Here is a 22,730-nt window from a genome sequence, read left to right on the forward strand (position 1 = left end):
GCTAACTTTTGTGGCTGTCCGGCAGCACTGGCGTATCATCCGTCTCCTCATCCGCCGTCAAGTCAGCCAGCAGCCCGGTTTCTTCCTCAGCCTCTCGCTCCGCCGGGTGCGTACTCGCATGGACTGCGGATAACGCTTTGATGGAGACTTGCGTATAGATTTGCGTGCTCTCCACACTCGCATGACCCAGCATCGCCTGTATCCACCGGATATCTGCGCCGTTCTCCAGCATCTGCGTCGCCATCGCATGCCGGAACAGGTGACAGCTTCCCCATTGAGCAAGTCCCGATGCCCGGATGTAGTGGCCGACCATGTGGGTGATGCCGTTCGCCGTCAGTCCCGCGATCCCGTCCAGCGCCACGAACAGCGCGGTAATGTCCTGACTGACCAGCAGTTGCGGCCTCACCTGATGTTGGTAGTGACTCAGCCAGCGCAGCGCCCGTCCGCCGATGGGAACGATGCGGTCTTTCCGTCCCTTGCCCTGTCTCACCGTTACCGTTTTACGGCTCCCGTCCACGCTGTAGACGTCCAGCTTCGCCACCTCGCCCCGCCGCAGCCCCGTTGACCACAGCAGCTCCATCAGCGCCCGGTCACGGACGCCCTGAAGCGTCGTCAGGTCGGGCAACGCCAGCACCTGCTCCACGTCTTCCACGCTCAGTATCGTGCGCGGCAGCCGCTTCTCCAGCTTCGGCAGCTCCAGGTCAGCCGCCGGGTTCGCCAGTATCAGATGCTGTTTCGTCAGCCAACTGAACCACACCTGCAACGGTTGCAGCGCCGTGCGCTGGGTTCGGGTGCTGAGTGGCTCCCCGTTGCTTTTGCGGTACTGGTACAGATACCGCTGGTAGCGTTCAAGGATAGGACGGGTTACGTCACGTGCGTAATGCACTCCCCGCTCTGCCGCCCACAGGATGAACCGGTACTGGTGATGCGTCTGCACCTTCAGCGTCGCTTCCGACCCGTTGCGCTCCCGACGCCACACCACGAACCGCAGCAGCAGCGCGTACAGGCTCTTCGGGTCGCAGGCCGGACCGATGGGCTTTCTGTACACCTCATCCACAGTCAGCAGCGCACCCGCTCGCGGTTTACGGTTGGCCATGCGTCACCACCTTGTTGGCATCGGGGACGATGGCAGCAGCACGTTTTCTTTTTCCTCTGATTACTGTGTTTTCAGCAACCCCGACCGCTTCAACCGCTAAGCCTTGCTGGTTCTGGACTGACGCCACTTTTTCACCGTCCGACTGACTACCGACCACACCCCGACCGGAGGCCGACTGAGCCGCTTCCAGACCCGACCGGTTATCATTGCCCTCAACCGCGCCGTTTATCGGCAGGCCAGCACTTACGGGCAGCACGGTTTTACCCGTTTTCTTTTTTCCCTTTATTACTGCGTTTTCAGTAACCCCGACCGCTTCACCCGCTAAGCCTTGTTGGCTCTGGCCTGACGCCACGTTTTCACTCTCCGACTGACTACCGACCACACCCCGACCAGTGGCCGACCGCTCTTCATCTGACCCCGACCGGTTATCGTCGCCCTCGCTGGCCGGAACGGTTTCTTCCACGTCCAGTAACCCGCATAAGTGTGGCTGGCCGCTGTCTTCGCCGTCCCACAGCAGGCCGTACTCATAGGTTAGTCCGCGCCGGTAAAGCACCAGATATTCCATTTCCAGCAGCCGCGCCAGATGCACTTTTAGCTGCGTATCGCCCCAGCATAGGGTTGCCCGGACATCCCGCCGCGTGAACCTGACCTCCTCTGATTGCAGCGCCTGTCCCTTCGCCGTCTCCTGCACCCAGCTCTTCAGCCACACCAGTAACTTCCGCGTCTGCGGCGGCATCTCGTCCAGCGTTCGTCCCAGCACCTCATGCGCCAGTTGGTTGGCTAACGCGATATCACGCTGTTCCACCTCGATATACTCGATAACTGCACCCCGATGCTCGACCCGTTTCACCGTCCGCTGGTATTGATGCAACAACGCGATGGACTGGATTAAGGTGAGGTATTTCATATGGTCGCGTCGGGTACGGGTTTTATCACTCAAGAACGTCAGCCGGTCAGCATACGGGTTCACCACCTTCAGTGGCCGCAGCAGCCGCTGCGCGTTCTGGTGCAACTTAGTCAGATACCCTTTCTCACTCACGGCCAGAAGCCCTTCCAGCGTCTGCCCGTGACGCTGCATCGCGTGTATCGCCTGTGTCTGTTCACGGCTTTCATTCACAGTGAGAACAAGGCAACGGTTCAGCAACTCTTCGTCCACGTCGATGGCCGTGGTGGTCAGCATCAGCATCACCGGTCCCTGCACCTTGTATTCCCGTGTGACCAGTTCCCCGCTCTGCTCGTTCTTGCCGGTACTGGCGATTTTCAGCTCCCCGTCCGACTGCAACAGCTTCAGCGCATACGCCGCCTGCCGTACCCCTTCCTCTTCCGCGATAGCCAGTATCTTGTGTTGCAGCGAGGTCTCGCCAAGGTAGTACAGGCTCTGCCCGGTCATCGCGCTGTACTGGATGCGCTCTTCTTCCGGCATCAGCCCCAGCACCGCATCCATCAGCGAGGATTTCCCCGCCGCCGATGAGGACTGGATAAGCACGGCCAGCGGTTTATCCAGCTTGCGCGACGTCGCCGCCAGATACCCGGTCAGCAGGTTGGTGCTTTCCCCCACCACGCCACAGGCCGCCAGGTCATTGATGATACGCTCGGCCAGGTCGGGGGATTTGAGTAACGCCAGCGCTGCCGCTTCGTCTTCCGCGCTGACCGTCACCGCCGCTGTAGCGTCCGACTGCGCCGTAGATTGTCGCGCTTCATCCTGCTTTTGCTCCAGCATCAGCAAGACCCGACCGCATTCGCGCTTGATGACCAAGGCCTCACAGCCCAACTCCGCCGCCGCCGCGCTGATATAGCCCTGACGATGACGTGAACTGTACATGTCCAGACTGTCCACATGGAACGCACCGGTTGCGTCATCCCGCACTTGTACGTTGACTTTCATCACCTCGGCCACGCTGTTCTTCTGCCAGCCCCGCACCCGCCACACCCGTGGACCGGCTCGTAACAGCAGTTCGCCCGCATCCGTCTGTTCGCACGGGATAAGTGCCTGAACCGGTGGTGTTGCTGGTTCATTCGGTTGGGCAGCTAAAAAAGGAGGGGTTTCACTCACGCCAGATACCGGCGTTTCATGGGAGAACACCACACCGGGAACCGTGCCTTTACCCATCCATTGTGCCTGCTCCAGCGCCAGCCCTAACGCCGCTTCAGGATTGCCACTCTTCAGCGCGAACGCATTCGCATCCAGCCCTTGCGGGAACTGCACCCGCCACGCTTCGATACCCGCTTCCAGCAGGTCTGCCGCCACGCTTTCCGCACCCCGGTCGCCTGCCTCATCCCGGTCATAGGCGATTAACACCCGCTTTACCCCGTGGTACTGCAACGCGGCCAGATGCTCAGCGGTAAAACCGTTCGCCCCGTAAGCCGTGGTCACGTTGCGGAACCCGGCACACCAGAACGTCATGGCATCGATTAACGCTTCACACAGGATGACCTCTGACGACGCCTTCAGCGCTTCCTCGTTCCACACCCCGGCCAGCGGTGACGGCAGATACAGGTGCTTCGCCGCCCCTTTCTTCACCGCGTAGTCCGCTGTGGTTCGGCGTCCGTACAACTGCAACACCCGTCCGCGCTGCGCCACGTTCGCCGATTCGGACCAGCCCACGACCGGCATCACCACGCAGCCCCGGAAGTGGTCTTGCCGCGTCGTCGACCGCAACACCCCCAGCCCGGCCAGCCGCTCACGCAGCCGTTTTCCCTCACCGCTCGCACTGGATGGCAACACTCCCGCGCTGCCGCCGATACCGTGATGACCGGCGAACCCCAGCTTAAAATGACTAACCAGCTCAGGATGGTTCAGCCCGCGACTGACCAGCCATTGCTGTGCCTCCGGGCTGGTCAGCAGATTGTGGTGATAGAAGTCGATAACCTGATGCAGCAACGCCTGACCGTCATCATCCAGGTCAGACAGCGGCGTCCGCACCACTGGTGGAGATGCCGGTACAGGGACGGCGGCTAAAGAAGACGCAGAACCGCCCAGCTCACGCAGCCGCACCAGAGTCTGCGGGTAGGTCAGCCGCTCAGTCTGTTGCAGCCAGTCCAGCACCGACCCCGATGCCCCGCAGCCAAAGCAGTGATACAGGTTCTTTGACGGCGTAATGACGCAGGACGGGGTTTTCTCCCGATGGAACGGACACAGGCACACATGGCTGTCGTCACCCTGCTTTTTCAGCACATACCCCTGACTTTGCGCCACGGTCAGCAACGAGACCTCACGCTTGAGTCGCGCCAGTTCTGCCGGTGTCATTCGTCCCATTCCGCTGCTCCTGTAAAAACCTGTCAAGATGCCATATTGATATCTTAAAGATATCTGATATGATATTTAAAAACAAGCCATTCAGAAGGGGGACGTATAGTGATGCCAAGTTCAACAATCTGGTTTCTTAATATGCAGTTCCCTGAACGTCTTACCATGTTGCGCAAGGCACGCGGACTCACTCAACAAGCGCTGGCTGAGATGGCTGGCGTCGCGGTATTACAGATACGCCGCTACGAAGGCGGTAATTCACAGCCCACGCTGGATGTTATTCGCCGACTGGCAATTGCACTGGGTGCCAGTGCTGATATGTTAGTTTTCGATGAGCAGGAGCGAGGACCCGGTGAGCAGTTACGTTACCAGTTCGAGACGATTTCGCGTATGCCTCAGCATGAACAGGACGTTATACGGGAACTGCTCGACGCCATGATTATCAAGAACCAGGTCGCCGGGGCTATGGCTCGTGTGACTCAGGGAACAGCTAAAGAAGAGAGTTAACAGACGCGGGCTGAAGGTGCTACCAACACCAACAACCCGCTAACCACTGGCAACTAAAGAGGTAGTTACTATGGCTAGGCAGCATCATAAGTCAGAACCCGCCACACCCCAAGCATTACGACACCTGAAGGTCGGCTACGTCAGCCGCCGCCACGCAGACCGCAACGATATGACGCGCTATTACAACCGCAGCCCCAGCCTGCACCTTACTGGCAACTGGCTCGAAGCCGCAGGATTTGGGACCGATACACCGGTCGTCGTCACCGTTGAACACGGTCAACTGCTGATACGTATTGTGGCTGAATGACAGGCAACAAAAATCCCGGCCTGTTTGTGAGGCCGGGATTTATAAGATGTTTACAAAACATGGCTACTTTAGCAGTTCGATATCATCAGGATAAACTGTTAATACATCTAATGTATTACCTTCATTATCAACAAACTCTACTTCATAACCTAATACAGGTTCTTTATATATCATGACAACAGCACCCTTACACCCTTTGAGTACCGTATCAGACAAGCCTTTTTTTGCCAGAACCACATCATATTCTTTGATCATATAGTGAATACCAATATATACCTATTTCTTAGCTGGGATAGCGGTTACTAATCTGACAACACCATCGTCATTTTTAATCCAACCAAATTTAACGTTAATGGTTCTGCCATTAGTACCAGTTATTGGTATCACCTGATCGTATTTAGTACCGAACTGCGTTTCTGTAGTTTTAACCGCTTTTTCGGGATTGAAGACAATTTGCTTTGCCAGTTCACCTGAGTTCTTCTTGTTAAAACCAAGCGCACTATCGAACCACTCAGCCTTACTTCCCCCGACAGGATGATCTTTTTCCAATAGATATGTAGACAATTTTTTATCAACGCTAATCTGTGTTTCAGGTGGATTTTTAATAACGCTTTTGACTACGCCATTTCCAGTATCTTTGGATGATTTCCCTGCTCCGCCAACAATCCCAGCCGCACTTGTCGCCCCCGCTTGAGCAATGGTGTTAATTGCAAGCTGGGATGCTTCATCCGAACCGCCCGCAGCTTGCGCGTTGTGTATCGCCTGTAAACGTCCGGCTTCCAGAGCAGGCGTCACAACGTGCAGATAAGCCCATTCCTGAAGGTCTTCTCCATCCAGGCTGCCATTAGCCCGAAGTTTCTCCCCCAGTTCCTCAATTCGCTGGCTATAGCCAGCCTGCAACTCCGCCATTTCTTTGGCTTTTGCAACACACACATCAACGCTGGAACAGTTTTCGACACTCTTGATTTGTTCGTCAGAGATTTTCTTGAACTTCTCCGTCACCCCATCTTTACAGGCACTGTCACTGCCACAGGATGACATTTCACTTAGCCGTTGACGGTTCTCCTCTGTACTGAGGAAGTTATTCTCCACCGCATTACGCCCGGACTGTGCGCCGCTGGCGGCAGAAGCAGTGCTGTTGCTCGCCAGACCGGATATCAGCCCGGAGGCCAGCGTGGAAAGCGCGCTGACGGATTGCTTTTCTTCTTCCGTCAGATCGTTCGCCGTCTTGCCCGGGTATTGCTCCGCCATAATGGCGCGGGCAGCCAGTTCACCGCTGGAGGCCCCTATCGCCCCCGCCGCAGCATCCTGCCCCGACAGTTGCGCGACCACCGCCCCCACCACTGCGTGCGCCATCGCGTTCGCCGCGATATCCGACGCCGTGATTTTGCTTTCATCCTTCGGTAGCGTGACGTCTTTCACCAGCTGTGCAAGGTACGGTGACGCCCCGCTGGCTATCGCTTTCTGGATGTCCCCACCCGCCAGTGCCTGAATCGCCGCCGTCGCTGCCTGTGCCGCTCGTTGGAAATCGCTACCCGTGCCGTATTTCTGCATCTCGGCCTTGTAGGTCGGTGATTCCGTCAGCGCCTTTTTATAGTCCTCCCACATCGCGACCGAATCACCGTCCTGCGGACGTTTGACTTTGGCGTCGCCCTTGGCCTCCGCGGCTTTCTGCGCTTTCAGCTCGCCTTCCGTGCGCACGATATCCATCACCTGCGCGCCGATTTCACCTATCAGCTGCGCCTGTTTCAGGCGTTTCTGCTCTTTCTCTTTGTTAAAGATCGGGCTGAGCGCATTGTTCGCGTGCTCAACGTCACGGCTCAGCGTGGTGATATCCTGCACCTGTTTCGCCGTGTCCCGCAACAACAACGTGCCGTCGCTCACCGCCGCATAGGTGGTGCTGGACGCATTACCGCGGCTCCCCAGCGACATCAGCGCCGACGGCACCGTCATCGCCAGCGTCGAGAGCATACTGCCGCTCATCGATGGACTGGCACTGAGGCCAATGCCACTGTGCTCCACCTTGAATTCGGCTTTGTTGTTGAGCCCGCTCCAGCCCAGCGTCCCCGTTTCCAGCCGATTTTTCTCTGCGCTGGCGGTGGAACCAATGACCGCAGCGTCAAGCTGGGTGTGTTCACCGGTTTTTATACCAAATCCGTCTTTACCCGCAAAGAGCCCGGTCTGCTGCTGCACGCTGTCATAGTTGCTGTGGATTTTGTCTTTGCTGGCGCTGAGATAACCACTGCCGCTCATCGATCCCCAGGTAAAGCTGCCCCCGGCCGCCACGCTGGTCTGTTTGGAATCATAACGCTCGCTGTCTTGCTGACTTTGCAGCAGCAGATTACGTCCGGCATCGACATCAATGCGCTCGCCGTTCACCTGCGCGCCAATCAGTCGCGTATCACGTTCGCTTTTCAGCGTGACGTGGTTACCCGCATCCACCGTGGTTTCTGACCAGCTGTTGCCCGTCCCGGTTTCCCGCCCTTTCGCCGCATTGACGTTGGCGAAAATGCTGAGCCCCGCACTCCCGTTACTCAGTCCTAGACTGATGCCGATATTCCCGCCGCTGCTGCTGTTCTTGCCGCTGATGTTCTCGCTGTTGCGTGCCGAGAGCAGGTGGATATCCCGCGCCGCGTTCATCAGAACATCGCCGCCCGCCTTAAGCTGGCTGCCCGCGACCGTGATATCTCCGGTACGCGACTCGATGCCGATATCTCCCGCCGCATTCAGCGTCGAGCCAAAGCTCTGCTTCTGCTCGCTGGTCTGGCTGGAGCGTGAATTCTGCGCCCCGAGCGAAATGCTGACGCCGACAAAAGAGGCTTCCCCCTTGTTGTTCAGCTCGGACTGGCTGCCCTGATAGGCCTGATAACCGGCCAGCCCAGCCTTCATCCCCTGCAGCAGCGCCAGCCGGCCATCGCTTTCGCTTTTCGCCGCCTGAATGCTCTGCACCGCGCTGTTGAGCGCCGACCCCACCACGCCGGACAGCGCCACGGTCAGACCCGCGCTTTTCTGCTCAAACTCCTGCTGCTGTTTGCGGGTGTCATAGCCTGGGTCAATGGTGACGTTGCTGCCCTGCAGGAGGATGTCTTTTCCGGCCACCATATCGGTGCCGCTGATCGTGACATCGTTCCCGGCCTTCACCGTCACCGAGTCGGTCGTGCTGCCCAGGGTGCTGATGCTCTGGCTTTGTGTCGCCGCCTGATCGCGCAGTTTCTGGCTGGTCGAGGTTGAACCGATGGTAAAGCCAATGCCGCCGCCGCTGAACAGGCCGCTTTTCTTCTTGCTGTGCTCTTCATAGTTCTGGTAGTTCTCTACGCTGGCCGCGGTGTTAATATCATTATTCGCCAGCAGCGTGACCTGCTTGTCACCGACCACCGAGGAGCCTTGCAGGTTGATATCCTGATTGGCCGCCATCGTGACACTGTCACCCGATAGCAGGCTGCCTTTCTCATCGGTCTGCAATGTTTCCCGCAGGGTATGCGTCACCGTCTTCGAGAAGGCCTTTTTCTTGACCGTGGTTTCTTCAAAGAACGTGTGCTGCGTTTCGGTGGCCGACAGCAGGTTGATGTTGTTACCTGCCTGTGCCGTCACCGCACCGCTCGCCACACCCTGAGCCGCCTGCAGGTTGATATCTCTGCCCGCCTGCAGATTCAGGCCCTTGCCCGTCGTTAATTCCGTGCTCTGCTGGGTGATATTTTGCTGCCAGTCGGCGTGACGGTTCCACCAGTTGCCGCTGTAGGTTTCTTCCTCTTGAGACAGCAGGTTGAGATCGCGTCCGGCTGCCAGTGTCGCATTGCCTTTGGCGTTCAGGCTGGCCGCTTCCGACAACACGTCCCGTCCAGCCACCAGATTCAGGTCGCCCCCGCTCAGAAGCTGGCTGTTTGCCACCTCCTGAGTACGGCGCTGCACCGTGCTGCCGCCCTGATACAGCGTCTCTTTCAGCGTGTCCTGTGCGGTCAGGCGAATATCGTTGCCCGCCGCCAGCGTCAGCGCCGTGCCGCCGGAAAGCGCGCTGGCATCAATCTGAATGTCCTGACCCGCTACCGCCTTCAGCGCCCCGCCCGCACTGACGGTGCTGCCTACAACAGAGGTATTCAGCGCGGTGTTGCTGCTGCCCCAGCCGATATCGACGCGGTTATTGGTCAGCGTCAGCGCTTCCATCGCCACATTGCCGTTGGCGTTCAGCGCCATGTCCTGTCCGGCATTGAGCGTGGCCGCCACGTTGCGGATATCCTTGCCCGCGCTGAGCGTCAGGCTGTTGCCAGCCACAATCTCAGCAGTGTTGCCCAGTTCGGTGAACGTGAGTGAACCGGTACCGCTGCGCGATGAGGTCGGCTGTGCAGTCTGGAAGTTGCGGCTTTCGGTGCGGTTGATGATATCGCCGTTGATGCTGGCGAGCTGCAACGTGTTGCCTTCTATCCGGCTGCCGCTGTTGGTGATGTTGTTGAGCGCCACCAGATTCAGGCCGCCGTCGGAGTTAATCAGGCCGCCTTCCAGGTTATCAATCCTGTCGCCGCTGGCAATCGCCAGCACCTCAACGGCCTTCAGCGTGCCGCTGTTGGTGACGCTGCCGCCTGCGTTCAGCTCGACCTTGTTCGCGACAATCGCGCTGCCTTGCAGGTTGCTTTTATCCGCCTGCGCCAGATACAGCTTCGGTGCCAATACGGTCTGCCCGTTGACCTCGATATTTTCCCACCAGACCATGCTCTGGCTGAGGTTCGCCACCTGCTCCGGCGTCAGGCTGACGCCCAGTTGCAGGTTCATGCCTTTCTGCGCCGATGCCGCGTTATCCAGCAGCTTCTGCATCTGTTCCAGATCGGAGCCAGTGCCATTCAGGTGACGCTGCCCGCTCTGCTTCAGCACGGCCTGACTGATGTAGCGGGTATCAAACTCCGCATCCCCGAGGAAGCGGTAGTCGTGCTCCGCATCCAGTCCCAGCTTATCCAGCAGATAGGACGACCCCAGCACACGGTCGGCCTGCGTCCACTGTGAGCGCGTTTCAACCGGTACCACCGTGGACGGCTGTTGCCCCAGCAGCGTCTGCAAATCACTGAACAGCGCGTTGTCCACCTGTCCCAGCTGTTCCAGTTTCGGGTTGGTGCGAATGAGATAGCGGCTGTCGGCATTCGGGTCGACAACCAGCAGCCCGTTATTGCCCGTCGGCAGCGGGTAATCGGTCAGCGGCTGGGGACTCAGGGTTTGCAGCCCGTTGCCGATGGCGCTCAGCAAGTCTGTGGCAGAAAGAGGCTGTGGCGCAGCAGGCGTACTCCCGCCTGACTGGGTGCCTGTGCTGACCGCGGGCTTCGGTGCGTCAATCGCGGCCATGCCCGGTGTGGTCAACACAGCAGGCGTGCCCACCGTGCCCGCTATCGTGATGCCCGCGGCGGCATTGTTCACGTTAACCGGCGTCAGGTTATTCCCGGCATCAGGCCGTTGAGTCGTCGACGACAGCGCAACCACATCGGGGTTGTTGACGTGACCGGAAGTAGAAGGCGCTAACACCACGGCATCGCCGGTGTTCAGCGTCAGCGGCCCGCTGGTAGTCGGTGCCGTGATGACCGATGTGATGTTCTCCGCCTGTAAGCCCGTTTGCAGCGCAGTGCCAGCCTGCTGCGTCAGCGTGACGGTATCGGGGTTGTTGACGTGATCAGAAGTCGAAGGCGATAACACCACGGCGTCGCCGGTGTTCAGCGTCAGCGGCCCGGTGGTAGTCGGTGTCGCAATCGTCGCCGTGATGTTCTCCGCCTGCGCGCCCGCTTGCAGCGCGGTGCCAGACTGCGGCGTCAGCGTCACCGTTTTTCCCGTCGCCGTCACGCCTGCGGCATTGCCTGCCAGCGCCGCCTGCCCGCTGCCTGCTTTGGTGACGTCTACCGTACCCGCGTTAAACGACGAATCCTGACTGGCCAACTGACGCGTGGTCTGCTTCTGTAACGGTGACAGCGTGGTGATGGCATCCAGCACCGGTTTGGTTGCCGCAGGCATAAACCCGCCGCTGCCCGGCTGCAGTGTGGTATTGCTGATGTCTTGCTTAAAATCGGCGGTAATGGTGCCGCCCGCCTGAATTAACGCGTTATAACTTTCGCCAACGGTTTTTTCGTAGGTTGGGGAGGTTTCATACAGTGAATACGGTAAATCATTACCGAACCGTTTTTCTCTTTCCTCCCTTCGTCCATATCTACTATCATTAAATTTATATATTGCATCTTTATCATTATTAGCAAAGAAATTAGCACCTCCTAAATATTTATATGTCAGGTATTTTTTTACATAACCCTCTTGATATTCTCGATTTTCAAAATCACGCCCTTTTAATATAATATCTTTAATCGCAGTAATTTGAGATGCATTGTTAAGTAAGAAGTCAGAGTATGAGTAGAAAGACCCACCTGAATTTATTATACCTACTTTCCCACCAGCAATTACTTTAGTACTGCTAGTCTCTAATGCTACTTTTATAAATTCAGATTTTTCATACGCCGCATATATCCACCAATACTCAGGCAGTCCGCCGTTATCCAATCCTATACCATCTTCAAGAATTCCATACTCTCCTTCCTTAAACCATTCAATCGGAATATTGACTGTCGTTTTCCCGACCCAGTCTGGCACCGATTCCGCCGTCGATTCACTTTCCGTCACCACCAGTCCCTCACGCTGATTGGTCAGCGTGCCGGTATTAATCGTGATATCCCCAGATTGCGTTTCGATGGTGCCGGAGCTGTTGAGCAGCGAGGTGCTGGCATTGCCCTGGTCATCACGTTGAATAAGCAGGTTATTGCCCGCCAGAATGGTGCCGAACACGTTGGTCAGCGAATCCGACAGCAGGCGCATGTTGCCGCCCGCGTATAGCATGCTGCTGTTGTGTAGCAAACCGCCGGCCTGCACCAGCAGGTCGCCCGTGGTGCCAATCAGCCCTTGGTTATTCAGCGTGTTATCACTGACCAGCGTCAGGTTGCCGCCCGCCTGCACGCTGCCCGCTTCTGCCTGTACGATGTCTTTGGCGCTGACGCGTGAGTCGCCGCCGCCTGCCAGAATGCGTCCCTGATTGGTCAGCGTGCCAGTGCTGGTCAGTTGGACGGATTGACCCTGTAACGTGCCGCGCTGGTCGAGGTCGCCCGCCACGTTCAGCGTCAGCTGCTGTCCGGCAGCCATGCTCTGGGTGAAGGTCAGCGGCCCGGTGAGTTCGGCGCTCAGGTTGCCCAGCGCCACCAGTTGCCCGTCCTGCTGCAGTTCATTCGTTGTCAGGCGCAGATCCTGCGCGCTGTAGAGCTTCGCCCCCTGACGGTTAATCAGCCGCTGCGTCTGCAGCGCCAACTGCGTCAGGCCCAGCAGCGTACCGTGGTTGTCCAGTTCATCGGCGATAATCTCCAGTTCACCGGCCTGCACCAGCCCGTTATTCACCCACTGCGGGATTTTCAGCGTCAGTTTGTCCTGCACCATCAGGCTGCCCTGCTGGGTAAATTGCGCGGTGTTTACGGCCAGCCCGCGCCCCTGCAGCCAGCCGAGGTTCTCGACCGCCGCCGCGTTCAGCGTGGTGGTGCCGTCGGACAGCAGTTGCCCCGTCTGCTGGTTGACAATCTTATCCGTGCCATCCAGTTGCAGCGCGGCGGTGCCCTGCACCGTGCCACCGTTGGTGAGGGTGCTCCCCGTCAGCGTAGTGTTCGCGGCTTTGATGTCGCCCTGATTGTCCAGCGCCGCAGCCTGCACGCTCAGCGTGGCATCGCTGCTTAAACGTGACTGCGAGGCATTGGCAAACTGATTGGAGACAGTCGCGTTAAGCGCACGGTCACCGCGCAGGGTGCCGTGGTTAGTGAGTGCATCCGCATCCAGCGTCAGCGTGCTGCCCTGCACCTGACCGCGGTTGGTAATATCATGCGCCGTCAGGTTCAGTTCGCCGCCGCTGACCAGTTGACTGCCTTGTGCTCCCTGATAGGCACCGGTCAGCTGCAGCGTCCCGCGTTGGACGCCCAGCAGATTGCCCTGTTGCTCCAGGTCACGCGCGGTCAGGCGCAAGTCACCCGACTGCCACAGTCCCTGATTGCGCAGCACGCCGGTGGTCAGTTCCCCTGTGCCGCCGCTGAGCAGCCGCCCCGCAGCCAGATTATCGACGCGCTCAGTGAGATCCAGCGTAAAGCCGCCGACGCCCGTCAGCGTGCCGCCGTTCTCCAGCGTCTGGCCAACCACGGTCACGCTGCCCTGCGAGAACAGCTCGCCCTGATTGTTCAGCACGTCGCCGTTGAGCGACAGGCTGTTCAGCCCCGCGACGGTGCCGCTATTGCTGAACGTGTCGCCGTTCAGCGTCAGCGTGCCCGCTTGCCATAACCCGGCGTTCTCTGCCTGTTTAGCGTGAAGCGTGGCCGCGCCGTTGCTGAGCAGTTGGCTGCTCTTATTGCCGACATAGCGCAGCACATCGAGCAGGCGCAGCGCGTCAGTGCCCTGAATGCGGCCCTGATTATCTATCTCACGGGTACGCAGTTGCAGGTCGCCAGCCTGTAGCGTACCGGCATTGCTCAGCGTACCGCTGTCGAGTTTTCCTGAGCCGTTGGTCAGCAGTTCTGCTCCGGCGCGGTTAATCAGTTCATCACGATTGCTGACCGTTAAGTTATCGCTGCCCAGCACGCGTCCGCCGTTATCCAGCGCGCGGGTGGTCAGATTCAGCGTGCCCGCGGCTATCTCACCGGTTTGCATCAGGCGGTCGGTCGTAATAACGGCGTCGCCGTCGCTCAGCAGGCGAGACGTTTCACGTCCCTGATAAGTGCCCAGTAAATCAAGACGCAGTCCGTCCTGACCGAGCAGCGAGCCACCGTTTGTCAGGTTGTTTGCAGACAGTGCCAACGTGTTGCCCTGCCAGAGCCCGTCGTTTGTGACATCGCCCGCCTGTGCGGATAACACCCCGTTGGTCAGCAGTTGACCGGTGCTGCCGACCGTCAGGCCATCGCGCAACTCCAGCGTGATACCGCGCTCACCGATAACCGTGCCGGTGTTGTCGAACGCCCCGCCGTTCAGCGTCAGCGCCCGGCTTTCCCAGCGCCCGCTGTTGCGCAGTTGGTTGCCGCGCAGCGTCAGGGTGTCGGCAGTATGCAACAATCCCGCGCCCTGATAGTCGCCATCAAGCGACAGCGCCCCGTCGGCAATCACGTTGCCCGCGTTGTTTATCGCACTGCTGTCGAGCGTCACCTTACCCACGCCGGAGACCGTGCCCTGATTGTCAAACTGGCTGGCACTCAGCTGTGTGTCGCCGCCGGAGAGCAGCGTGCCCTGATTGGTTAACCGACTGGCGGGGTTGGCACGCGCCAGCGTGACCGTTAATCCGTTATCCCCCTGAATGCGCCCGCGGTTGGTCAGCTGCTGCGCGTCAAACGTCAGACGGTCTGCCTGCGCGTCGCCGTCGTTTGCCACCGTCGCCGCGCGTAAAACAGCAATACCCTGCGACAGGAGTTTCCCGTTTTGCTGATTCGTCAGGCCGTTGGCGGCGCTCAGCGACAACGCGTTGAGACCAAAAATCTGTCCACGGTTGGTCAGGTCTGCGGCCTGCAGCGTGATGTCGCCCGCCTGCCACTGCCCGTCATTGTCAACCTGATCCGCCGTCAGCGTGCTGCTGCCCTGGCTCAGCCAGTGGCCCTGATTGCGTGCCGTCCCTGTAATCGCCAGCGTCAACACATCGACACCCAGCATCTTGCCGCGGTTTTCCAACGTCCCGGCGTCAACCTTCAGCTTACGGGCTTCCAGCGTGCCCTGCTGCTCGATACGGTTCGCCACCACGCCCAGCGTGCTGCTGCCGCTGATAAGCCCGCGGTTATCCAGTTTATTACGCAGATCCAGTTGCAGATCGTCCGCGCCCAGTATCTGCCCGTGGTTCAGCACGTCCGCCGCGGTGATATCGATGCGCTGGCTGGTGAGGTCTCCGGTGTTGGTCAATGAGTCATTGAGTGTTAACTGCAGGCTACGTGTACCGTTAAGCAGCCCACCGTTGGTCACCTCATTGGCACCAATAGTGAGCGCCTGGCTGTTCAGCGCGCCCTGATTGTCAAGATGATGGCCGAGCTCTAGCGTCAGACCGTTCACGCCCATCAGGGTACCGCGGTTGACGGCGTCATTGGCCTTAATTATCAGCGCCGTGCTGCTGATGTCACGCGTATTATTTAGCGTCTCATTCAGATTTAAATTCAGGCTATCGACGCCGGTGATCGTGCCGTTGTTGGTCAGATCACTGGCATTCAGCGTCACGGCCGTTCCGTACAGCGCGCCGGTATTGACGATACTCTCGTTTACCGTGAGACCCAGTTGGTCGAGGCCGTTAATTTTCCCACGGTTGTCCAGTCTGTCAGCCTGTGCGGTCAGTTGATAGCTGTTCAGTGTGCCCTGATTGGTCAACGACTCATCCAGCGTCAGTTGAAAGCCGTTCAAGCCGGTGATAGTGCCGTCGTTGGTCAGCGTGCGGGCAGCAATAGTGGCGAGCTTGCTCCACAGCGTGCCCTGATTGTGTAATTCGCCGTTTGCCAGCGTCACCTTCAGCGAGGTATCACCCTGAATATGGCCGGCATTGGTCAATTGCTGCGCCTCCAGCGTCAGGCTGTCTGCTCGCCATTCGCCCTCGTTGCTCGCGTCGCCCGCGTTCAGCACCGCCGTGCCCTGGGTGAGCAGCTTGCCGGTTTGCGCATTGGTCAATTTATTGTTCGCCGTCAGCGTCAGCGCCGACAGCCCCAGCAGCTGGCCGGCATTCTCAACCGCATCCGCCGTCAACGTCAGCGTGTTGCCCTGCCAGACCCCGTCGTTTGTGACATCACCCGCCTGTGCGGATAACACCCCGTTGGTCAGCAACTGACCGGTAGCGCCGACCGTCAGGCCATCGCGCAGTTCCAGCGTGATGCCACGTTCACCGATGACCGTGCCGGTGTTGTCGAACGCCCCGCCGTTCAGCGCCAGCGCCCGGCTTTCCCAACGCCCGCTGTTGCGCATCTGGTTGCCGCGCAGCGTCAGGGTGTCGGCAGAATGCAACAACCCCGCGCCCTGATAGTCGCCGTCGAGCAACAGCGCCCCGTCGGCAATGATATTGCCCGTATTGTTTATCGCCGCACCGTCGAACGTCAGCTTACCCACGCCGGACACGGTGCCCTGATTGTCGAGCAGGCTGGCGCTCAGTTGTGTGTCGCCGCCGGAGAGCAGCGTGCCCTGATTCATGAGCAGGCTGGCCGGGTTGGTACGCGCCAGGGTGACCGTTAATCCGTTATCCCCCTGAATGCGCCCGCGGTTGGTCAGTTGCTGCGCGTCAAACGTCAGACGGTCTGCCTGCGCGTCGCCGTCGTTTGCCACCGTCGCCGCGCGTAAAACAGCAATACCCTGCGACAGGAGTTTCCCGTTCTGCTGATTCGTCAGACCCTTGGCGGTGGTCAATGACAGGGCGTTGAGACCAAAAATCCGCCCGTTGTTAGTCAGGTCAGTGGCCTGCAGCGTGATGTCACCCGCCTGCCACTGCCCGTCATTGTCAACCTCACCCGCCGTCAGCGTGCTACTGCCCTGGCTCAGCCAGTGGCCCTGATTGCGTGCCGTCCCCGCAATCGCCAGCGTCAGTGCATCCACGCCCAGCATCTTGCCGCGATTCTCCAGCGTACCGGCTTCCACGTGCAGTTCGCGCGCTTCCAGCGTGCCCTGCTGGTCGATACGGTTCGCGACGATACCCAACGTGGTGTTGCCGCTGATAATCCCGCGGTTATCCAGTTTATTACGTAGATCCAGTTGCAGATCGTCCGAGCCCAGCATCTGCCCGTGGTTCAGCACGTCCGCCGCGCTGACGTTGATATTTTTACTGGTGATATCACCAGTATTGGTCAATGAGTCATTGAGTGTTAACTGCAGGCTACGTGTACCGTTAAGCAGCCCACCGTTGGTCACCTCATTGGCACCAATAGTGAGCGCCTGGCTGTTCAACGCGCCCTGATTATCAAGATGATGGCCGAGCTCTAGCGTCAGTTCGTTCACGCCCGTCAGGGTGCCGGCGTTGACGACGTCATTGGCCTTGAGGGTCAGCGCCGTGCTGCTGATGTCACGCGTATTATTTAGCGTCCCATTCAGATTTAAATTCAGGCTATCGACGCCGGTGATTGCGCCGCTGTTGGTCAGATCGCTGGCATTCAGCGTCACGGCCGTTCCGTACAGCGTGCCAGTATTGACGATACTCTCGTTTACCGTGAGACCCAGTTGGTCAAGGCCGTTAATTTTCCCGCGGTTGTCCAGTCTGTCGGCCTGTGCGATCAACTGATAGCTGCTCAACGTGCCCTGATTGGTTAACGACTCATCCAGCGTCAGTTGCAGCCCGGCAGCGCCAGTGAGGATGCCGTCGTTGGTCAGCGTGCGGGCAGCAATAGTGGCGAGCTTGCTCCACAGCGTGCCCTGATTGTGTAATTCGCCGTTTGCCAGCGTCACCTTCAGCGATTTATCGCCCTGAATATGGCCGGCGTTGGTCAACTGCTGTGCGTCCAGCGTCAGGCTGTCCGCCTGCCATTCGCCCTCATTGCTCGCTTCGCCCGCGTTCAGCACCGCCGTGCCCTGGGTGAGCAGCTTGCCGGTTTGCGCATTGGTCAATTTATTTTTCGCCGTCAGCGTCAGCGCCGACAGCCCCAGCAGTTGGCCGGCATTCTCGACCTCATCCGCCGTCAGTGTCAGCGTGTTGGCCTGCCACTGACCACGGTTTTCGAACTGGTTGGCAGTCAGCGTACTGTCGCCCTGACTCAGCCAGTTGCCGCTGTTGCGCGCCGTGGCGTGAATCGCCAGCGTCAACGCATCCACACCCAGCATCGTGCCCTGATTGTCCAGGGCGTTCGCCTGCACCTGCAACTGGCGGCTTTCCAGTGAACCTGACTGGTCGACCTGATCCGCCTCCAGCACGACCCGCTGCTTGCCGCTCATCAGGCCGCTATTGCGCACCGTCTCCTGCAACGTCAGATGCAGCGCCTCACCGGATATCTCTCCCTGATTGAACAGGTCGGTCGCCGACAGTCCCAGCGTCGCCCCATAAAGCTGCCCCTGGTTTGTCAGGCTATCGGCAACCGTCAGTTGCAGTGCATCGACCCCGGCCATCTCGCCGCCGTTAAACAGGGTATTGGCCGTGATGTCGGTCCGCTGCCCCAGCAGCGTGCCCTGATTCTCCAGCGCGTGTCCCTGCAACTGGATGGCGTTCCCCTGCCAGCGCCCGCGGTTGGTGAGCGTGGTGCCGGACCAGTCCAGCAGCCCGTCAGTCTGCAGCGTCCCGCTGCCCTGATAGTTCCCCGCCAGTGACAGCGAGGTGACGGCCGCGATGTTTCCGGCATTCTCCACCGTCTCGCCGATAAGGGTTGCCGCGCCGTTACTGGCAAGGGAACCCTGATTGGCTAGCTGCGTGGCGCGCAGTTGCGTATCGCCCCCGGACACCAGTGTGCCGCGGTTGTCCAGTCTGCCGACCTCATGCAGTGAAGGCGACGCACTAATACGTTGTACATCCTCTGCCAGCGACAGCGCCATCGGCAGGAATGAACGCTGACGCGCGGCTCGCGCAGGCGCTAGCGCGATGTCCATGTCCCCCTCGGTCTGAATCCGTCCCGTATTGGTGAAACCTGTCGCCCGCAGCGTCAGGTTATCCGCCAGCCACTCGCCGTGGTTCTCCGCCTGAGCCGCGTGTAACACCGCCGCGCCCTGCGTCATCAGTTTGCCGGTCTGTTGATTGGTCAGCCCGTGTTGTGCCGTGACCGACAACGCCTGAATACCGAGCAATTGCCCCGCATTGGTCACCTCATCCGCTTCCAGCGTGAGGTTTCCAGCCTGCATCAGCCCGCTGTTATCCATGCTCTGCGCGATCACCGTTGAGTTGCCCTGCGTCAGAAAATTGCCACGGTTCGTGATATTCCCTGCGATGGCGAGCGTCAATGCGTCCACACCCAGCATCTTGCCCTGATTGACCAGCGAGGCGGCGTCCAGCGTGACGCTTTTCCCTTCCAGCGTACCGCTCTGTTTGACGTCACCGGCTGTCACCGCAACCGACAGGCTGTCACTGCGCAACGCACCGGTATTATTCAGGCTGTCGCCGAGCGACAGCGTTAGCGTATCGACACCGGTGATGTCGCCGTGGTTAACCAGATTCTCTGCGGAAAGCGCGACAGTATTGCCCAGCACCGTGCCCTGATTAGTAACGTGCTTTCCTTGCAGGGACAGCACCCGGCTTTCCCAGTGCCCGTTATTCACCAGCGTGTCGCCATCCAGCGTCAATGTACCCGCCGTATTCAGCAGCCCACGGCCCTGATAGTCGCCCCGCAGCGACAGGCCTGTCGCCCCGACCAGACGACCGTCGTTAATCAGCGACGTCCCAGTCAGTACCGTGTTGCCCAGACTGGACAGCGTGCCCTGATTCTCCATCAGGCGTGCGAACAGCGTGGCGTCCCCGCCCGTCGTCACCGTGCCACGGTTAACGAATGTGCCTTTACCATCCGTTGCGGGCAGCGTCAGGGACAAGGCGTCATCTCCCTGAATCTGACCGTCATTGGTCAGATTCTCTGCCGCCAGCATCAGGGCTTTCGCCTGCCAGTCTCCGGCATTGCTAACCTCCGCCGCCGTGAGCGTCGCGATGCCCTGAGACAGCAGTTTTCCCGCCTGCCGGTTGGTGAGCCCGTGGCTCGCCGTCAGCGCCAGCGAGGACACACCAAAGATTTTCCCCGCGTTATCCAGTTCATCGACCTGCAGCGTGGCGTTTTTCGCCTGCAACCTGCCCTGATTATCGAACCGTTTAGCCGTGGTGCTGCTGTCTCCCTCGCTCAGCAGCTCACCCTGATTCGACAGGTTGCTGGTTATCGCCAGCGTCAGCGCATCAGTGCCGTGAAGCGTGCCCTGATTGGTAAGGCGTGCCGCTTCCGCACGAAGCTGGTTGCCCTGCAGCGTACCCGCGTTATCCAGACTGCCCGTTAAGAAGAGCGACAGGTTATTGATACCGCTCATCGTGCCGCTGTTGTGGAGTGACTCACCGTCTGCCGTCAGGGTTAATGCCTGCAACGAGCCCCGGTTTTCGGTCTTCGCCGCCTGAAGACGCAGCGTCTCCCCGCTGAGCCAGTCGCCGCTATTGATAAAGGTATCGGCGACGGTCAGGTTCACCGCGCCCCGCGCCTGTGCCTGTCCGCTGCTGGTGAGGGTATTGGCCTGAACCGTCAGCGCATGACCCTGCAACGCCCCGGCATTGCTGACGACATCGCTATGAATCGTCCAGCTCCCGGTTGCCAGCAAGCTGCCACGGTTGTCCAGTTGCGTGGCGGTAATCTGTCCGTCGCCAGTAAGACGGGTGTTGCCCGCATTCAGCCAGCGTTCGGCATTCAGCAGGAACTGCTGCGCCTGAATGACACCGTCGGTCTCCGCCTGCCCGGCGTTCACCGTCAGGTCCACGCCCGCCAGCAGCGTACCGGTCGCGGATTGCGTCAGGGTGCGCGTGGCGTCCAGTTGCAGCGTGTTGTCGGCCTGAAGTGTCCCCTGATTAGCCAGCGTACCGGTATGCAGCTGTAATGCCGGGGCCGTGAGCGTACCGTCATTGCTGAGGCGGTCGGTCGTGACCTGCAGGGTGTTTCCAGCCTGCATCAGGCCGCGGTTATCCAGCGCATCTCCCAGCGTCAGCGCCAGTTTTTCACCCGCGCTGAGCGTACCGCGGTTCACCAGACTGCCCCCGTGCAGCGCCAGCATCTGTTGTGCGTTGATAACGCCGTGGTTTTCTGTCGTCTGGTTGGTCAGGTCAAGTGCGTTTGCGGTTACCTCACCCTGACTGATGAAACTGTCAGCCTGTGCGCTCAGCGTCGCAGCCCGCAACGTGCCGCCGTTGGTGAGGCTGTCGGCCAGCAAAAACAGCTGATTATCCGTCAGAATGTGGCCCTGATTGTTCAGCACCGTTTGCAGTTCAAGTTTCACTTCATGACGGGCGCTGAGTAATCCGCTGTTGTCCAGGCGCTGCGCGTTAGCCGTCAACCGCTCCGCCGCGGCCAGCGTGCCACTGTTCGTTATGTCACCGCCGCTGAACGTCAGCGCCTGCAACGCCGCAGTATCGCCCTGGTTATCCAGCACGTCCAGTGTCAGCGCCACCGTGTTACCTGCCAGCGTACCGTGGTTGACCAGACGTCCGCCGTCAACGGTGAGCACATTACCGGCAGTCAGATTGCCCTGCCAGTCACCCTGCTGCGTCACACGCACCGTGGCACGGTCTTTCGCCTGAAGCTGGGCGCTGCCTGCACCGTTAAGCGTTTTCGCCTCCAGTCGCACATCCTTAGCGCCCGCACTCCCTGCCAGCGATACGGTGTCGCCGCGCATATCGAGCAGCGATTCCGCCTTGATGGCGCTTTTCGCATCCTGCTGCAGCGATTGCCCCGCGTTGACCGTCACCTTGCCGGCGGCAAGCTGGGTAGCATTAAGCGTGACACCGTCACCGTTAAGGGATAATTGATTCGCTGACTTGACCTTGCCCTGCGCATCCACGCCCGCGCTGATAACGCTGCTTTGTGCGTTAAGCGTCCCGTCTGACCGCAGAGCGATATCCTGTCCGGCACGCAGCGTCGCCTCCTGCAACGTGATGTCCTGTCTGGCGTTCAGCGTCAGCGCATCACCCGCCTGCTGTTTGCCCTGTAGCGCCAGCGCGTCGGCGTCGGCCTGAATGTTGCCCTGCGCCACCGCATCACCGAGGCTGAGTTTACCGTTGGCCGACAGCGTGATATCACCGCTGCGCGCGCTCAAATTGCCGACGTTAACGCCCACGCCCTTATCGCTGGAAACCAGTTTGATGCGGTTGGTGTACATGCCACCCAGCGCGCCCGTATCCAGTGCGACCTTAACGCCGCTATCCGCCGCCTGCGCCGTCACCTTGCCCGTCGCGTCAACCTGATTAGCCCCCAGCACAATCCGGGTATCGTTGGCATTCAGCCCGGCATTAATCTGCGCCGTGCGGGCAATCAGGCTAAGGTAGTCACTTTTGCTCGCATCCAGCCCCTGCCCGGTCAGCGTGATATCGCCACGCTTCACATCGATATGTTGCAGGTTTCCCTGCGCATCCAGCTGGGGTTTTCCGGTGGTCAGCGTCACCTGCGGGGTATTGATAAAACCGCAGCCATCGCAGGTAATGCCGTTCGGGTTGGCCACGATGACGCTGGCCTGTTTGCCCCCCACTTCAAGGTAGCCCGCCAGCGTACTGCGGTTGGTGGACACCACTTCGTTGATAATGGCGTCGGCGGCTTTGCCTTTCAGGTTGGGGTTGTTCTGGATCAGTCCGCCGAGCTGGGTAGGGTTCAACTGGGCCGTGCCGTTATTCAGGATCAGGCCGGGCTTGTCGACGTTAAAGTCCTGGTACTGGTTGTGGGAAATCCCCGCGCTGTTTGGCGTGGCAATATTGATGACCGGTACGCCATTACCCGCCTGATCCAGCGAGGTGTTGCCCGTTGCAACTTGCACGCCCGCCGCCATGGCCGGCAGCAGCGGTTGAAACGCAATAAGGTGGATCAGCGTATACGCCAGCAGGCGCTGTGTGGTTTTTACTGGTTTCATCCCTGATCCCCGGTCTTAATGATTAACAACGAAACATTAAA

At 59.4% G+C, this 22,730-nt stretch carries 6 protein-coding genes; 2 read left to right on the plus strand and 4 right to left on the minus strand.

Annotation, left to right across the window (positions count from 1 at the left end; all coding sequences use genetic code 11):
• Position 1 precedes the first annotated feature (1 nt).
• Positions 2–1,096: a site-specific tyrosine recombinase XerC gene (gene xerC, locus O1Q74_RS10385; protein WP_271878685.1), complete on the minus strand. Its 1,095-nt coding sequence runs from the start codon at positions 1,094–1,096 to the stop codon at positions 2–4.
• Positions 1,083–4,352 (minus strand): CHC2 zinc finger domain-containing protein, encoded by a 3,270-nt coding sequence (locus O1Q74_RS10390; RefSeq protein ID WP_271878687.1) that lies wholly within the window; start codon positions 4,350–4,352, stop codon positions 1,083–1,085. The genes xerC and O1Q74_RS10390 overlap by 14 nt, the downstream gene beginning before the upstream one ends.
• Positions 4,353–4,454: 102 nt before the next feature.
• Between O1Q74_RS10390 and O1Q74_RS10395 the strand changes: the two genes are divergently transcribed.
• Positions 4,455–4,850: a helix-turn-helix domain-containing protein gene (locus tag O1Q74_RS10395; RefSeq protein ID WP_271878674.1), complete on the plus strand. Its 396-nt coding sequence runs from the start codon at positions 4,455–4,457 to the stop codon at positions 4,848–4,850.
• Between the two features lie 70 nt (positions 4,851–4,920).
• Positions 4,921–5,157: a SymE family type I addiction module toxin gene (locus tag O1Q74_RS10400; RefSeq protein WP_271878676.1), complete on the plus strand. Its 237-nt coding sequence runs from the start codon at positions 4,921–4,923 to the stop codon at positions 5,155–5,157.
• A gap of 63 nt (positions 5,158–5,220) precedes the next feature.
• On the opposite strand, the gene O1Q74_RS10405 is transcribed toward O1Q74_RS10400, so the two are convergent.
• Both O1Q74_RS10405 and O1Q74_RS10410 read right to left on the minus strand, forming a co-directional pair.
• Positions 5,221–5,412, minus strand: coding sequence for a DUF4926 domain-containing protein (locus O1Q74_RS10405; protein WP_271878689.1), 192 nt, complete (start codon positions 5,410–5,412; stop codon positions 5,221–5,223).
• A gap of 21 nt (positions 5,413–5,433) precedes the next feature.
• Positions 5,434–22,689: a hemagglutinin repeat-containing protein gene (locus O1Q74_RS10410; RefSeq protein WP_271878691.1), complete on the minus strand. Its 17,256-nt coding sequence runs from the start codon at positions 22,687–22,689 to the stop codon at positions 5,434–5,436.
• Between the last annotated feature and the right edge of the window lie 41 nt (positions 22,690–22,730).

The organism is Pectobacterium sp. A5351, from assembly GCF_028335745.1.
Classification (GTDB): Bacteria; Pseudomonadota; Gammaproteobacteria; order Enterobacterales; family Enterobacteriaceae; genus Pectobacterium.

Excerpts from the sequence above, each read along its gene's own strand:
- xerC (WP_271878685.1), bottom strand. The coding sequence starts at position 1,096 with ATGGCCAACCGTAAACCGCGAGCGGGTGCGCTGCTGACTGTGGATGAG.
- O1Q74_RS10390 (WP_271878687.1), bottom strand. The coding sequence starts at position 4,352 with ATGGGACGAATGACACCGGCAGAACTGGCGCGACTCAAGCGTGAGGTC.
- O1Q74_RS10395 (WP_271878674.1), top strand. The coding sequence starts at position 4,455 with ATGCCAAGTTCAACAATCTGGTTTCTTAATATGCAGTTCCCTGAACGT.
- O1Q74_RS10400 (WP_271878676.1), top strand. The coding sequence starts at position 4,921 with ATGGCTAGGCAGCATCATAAGTCAGAACCCGCCACACCCCAAGCATTA.
- O1Q74_RS10405 (WP_271878689.1), bottom strand. The coding sequence starts at position 5,412 with ATGATCAAAGAATATGATGTGGTTCTGGCAAAAAAAGGCTTGTCTGAT.
- O1Q74_RS10410 (WP_271878691.1), bottom strand. The coding sequence starts at position 22,689 with ATGAAACCAGTAAAAACCACACAGCGCCTGCTGGCGTATACGCTGATC.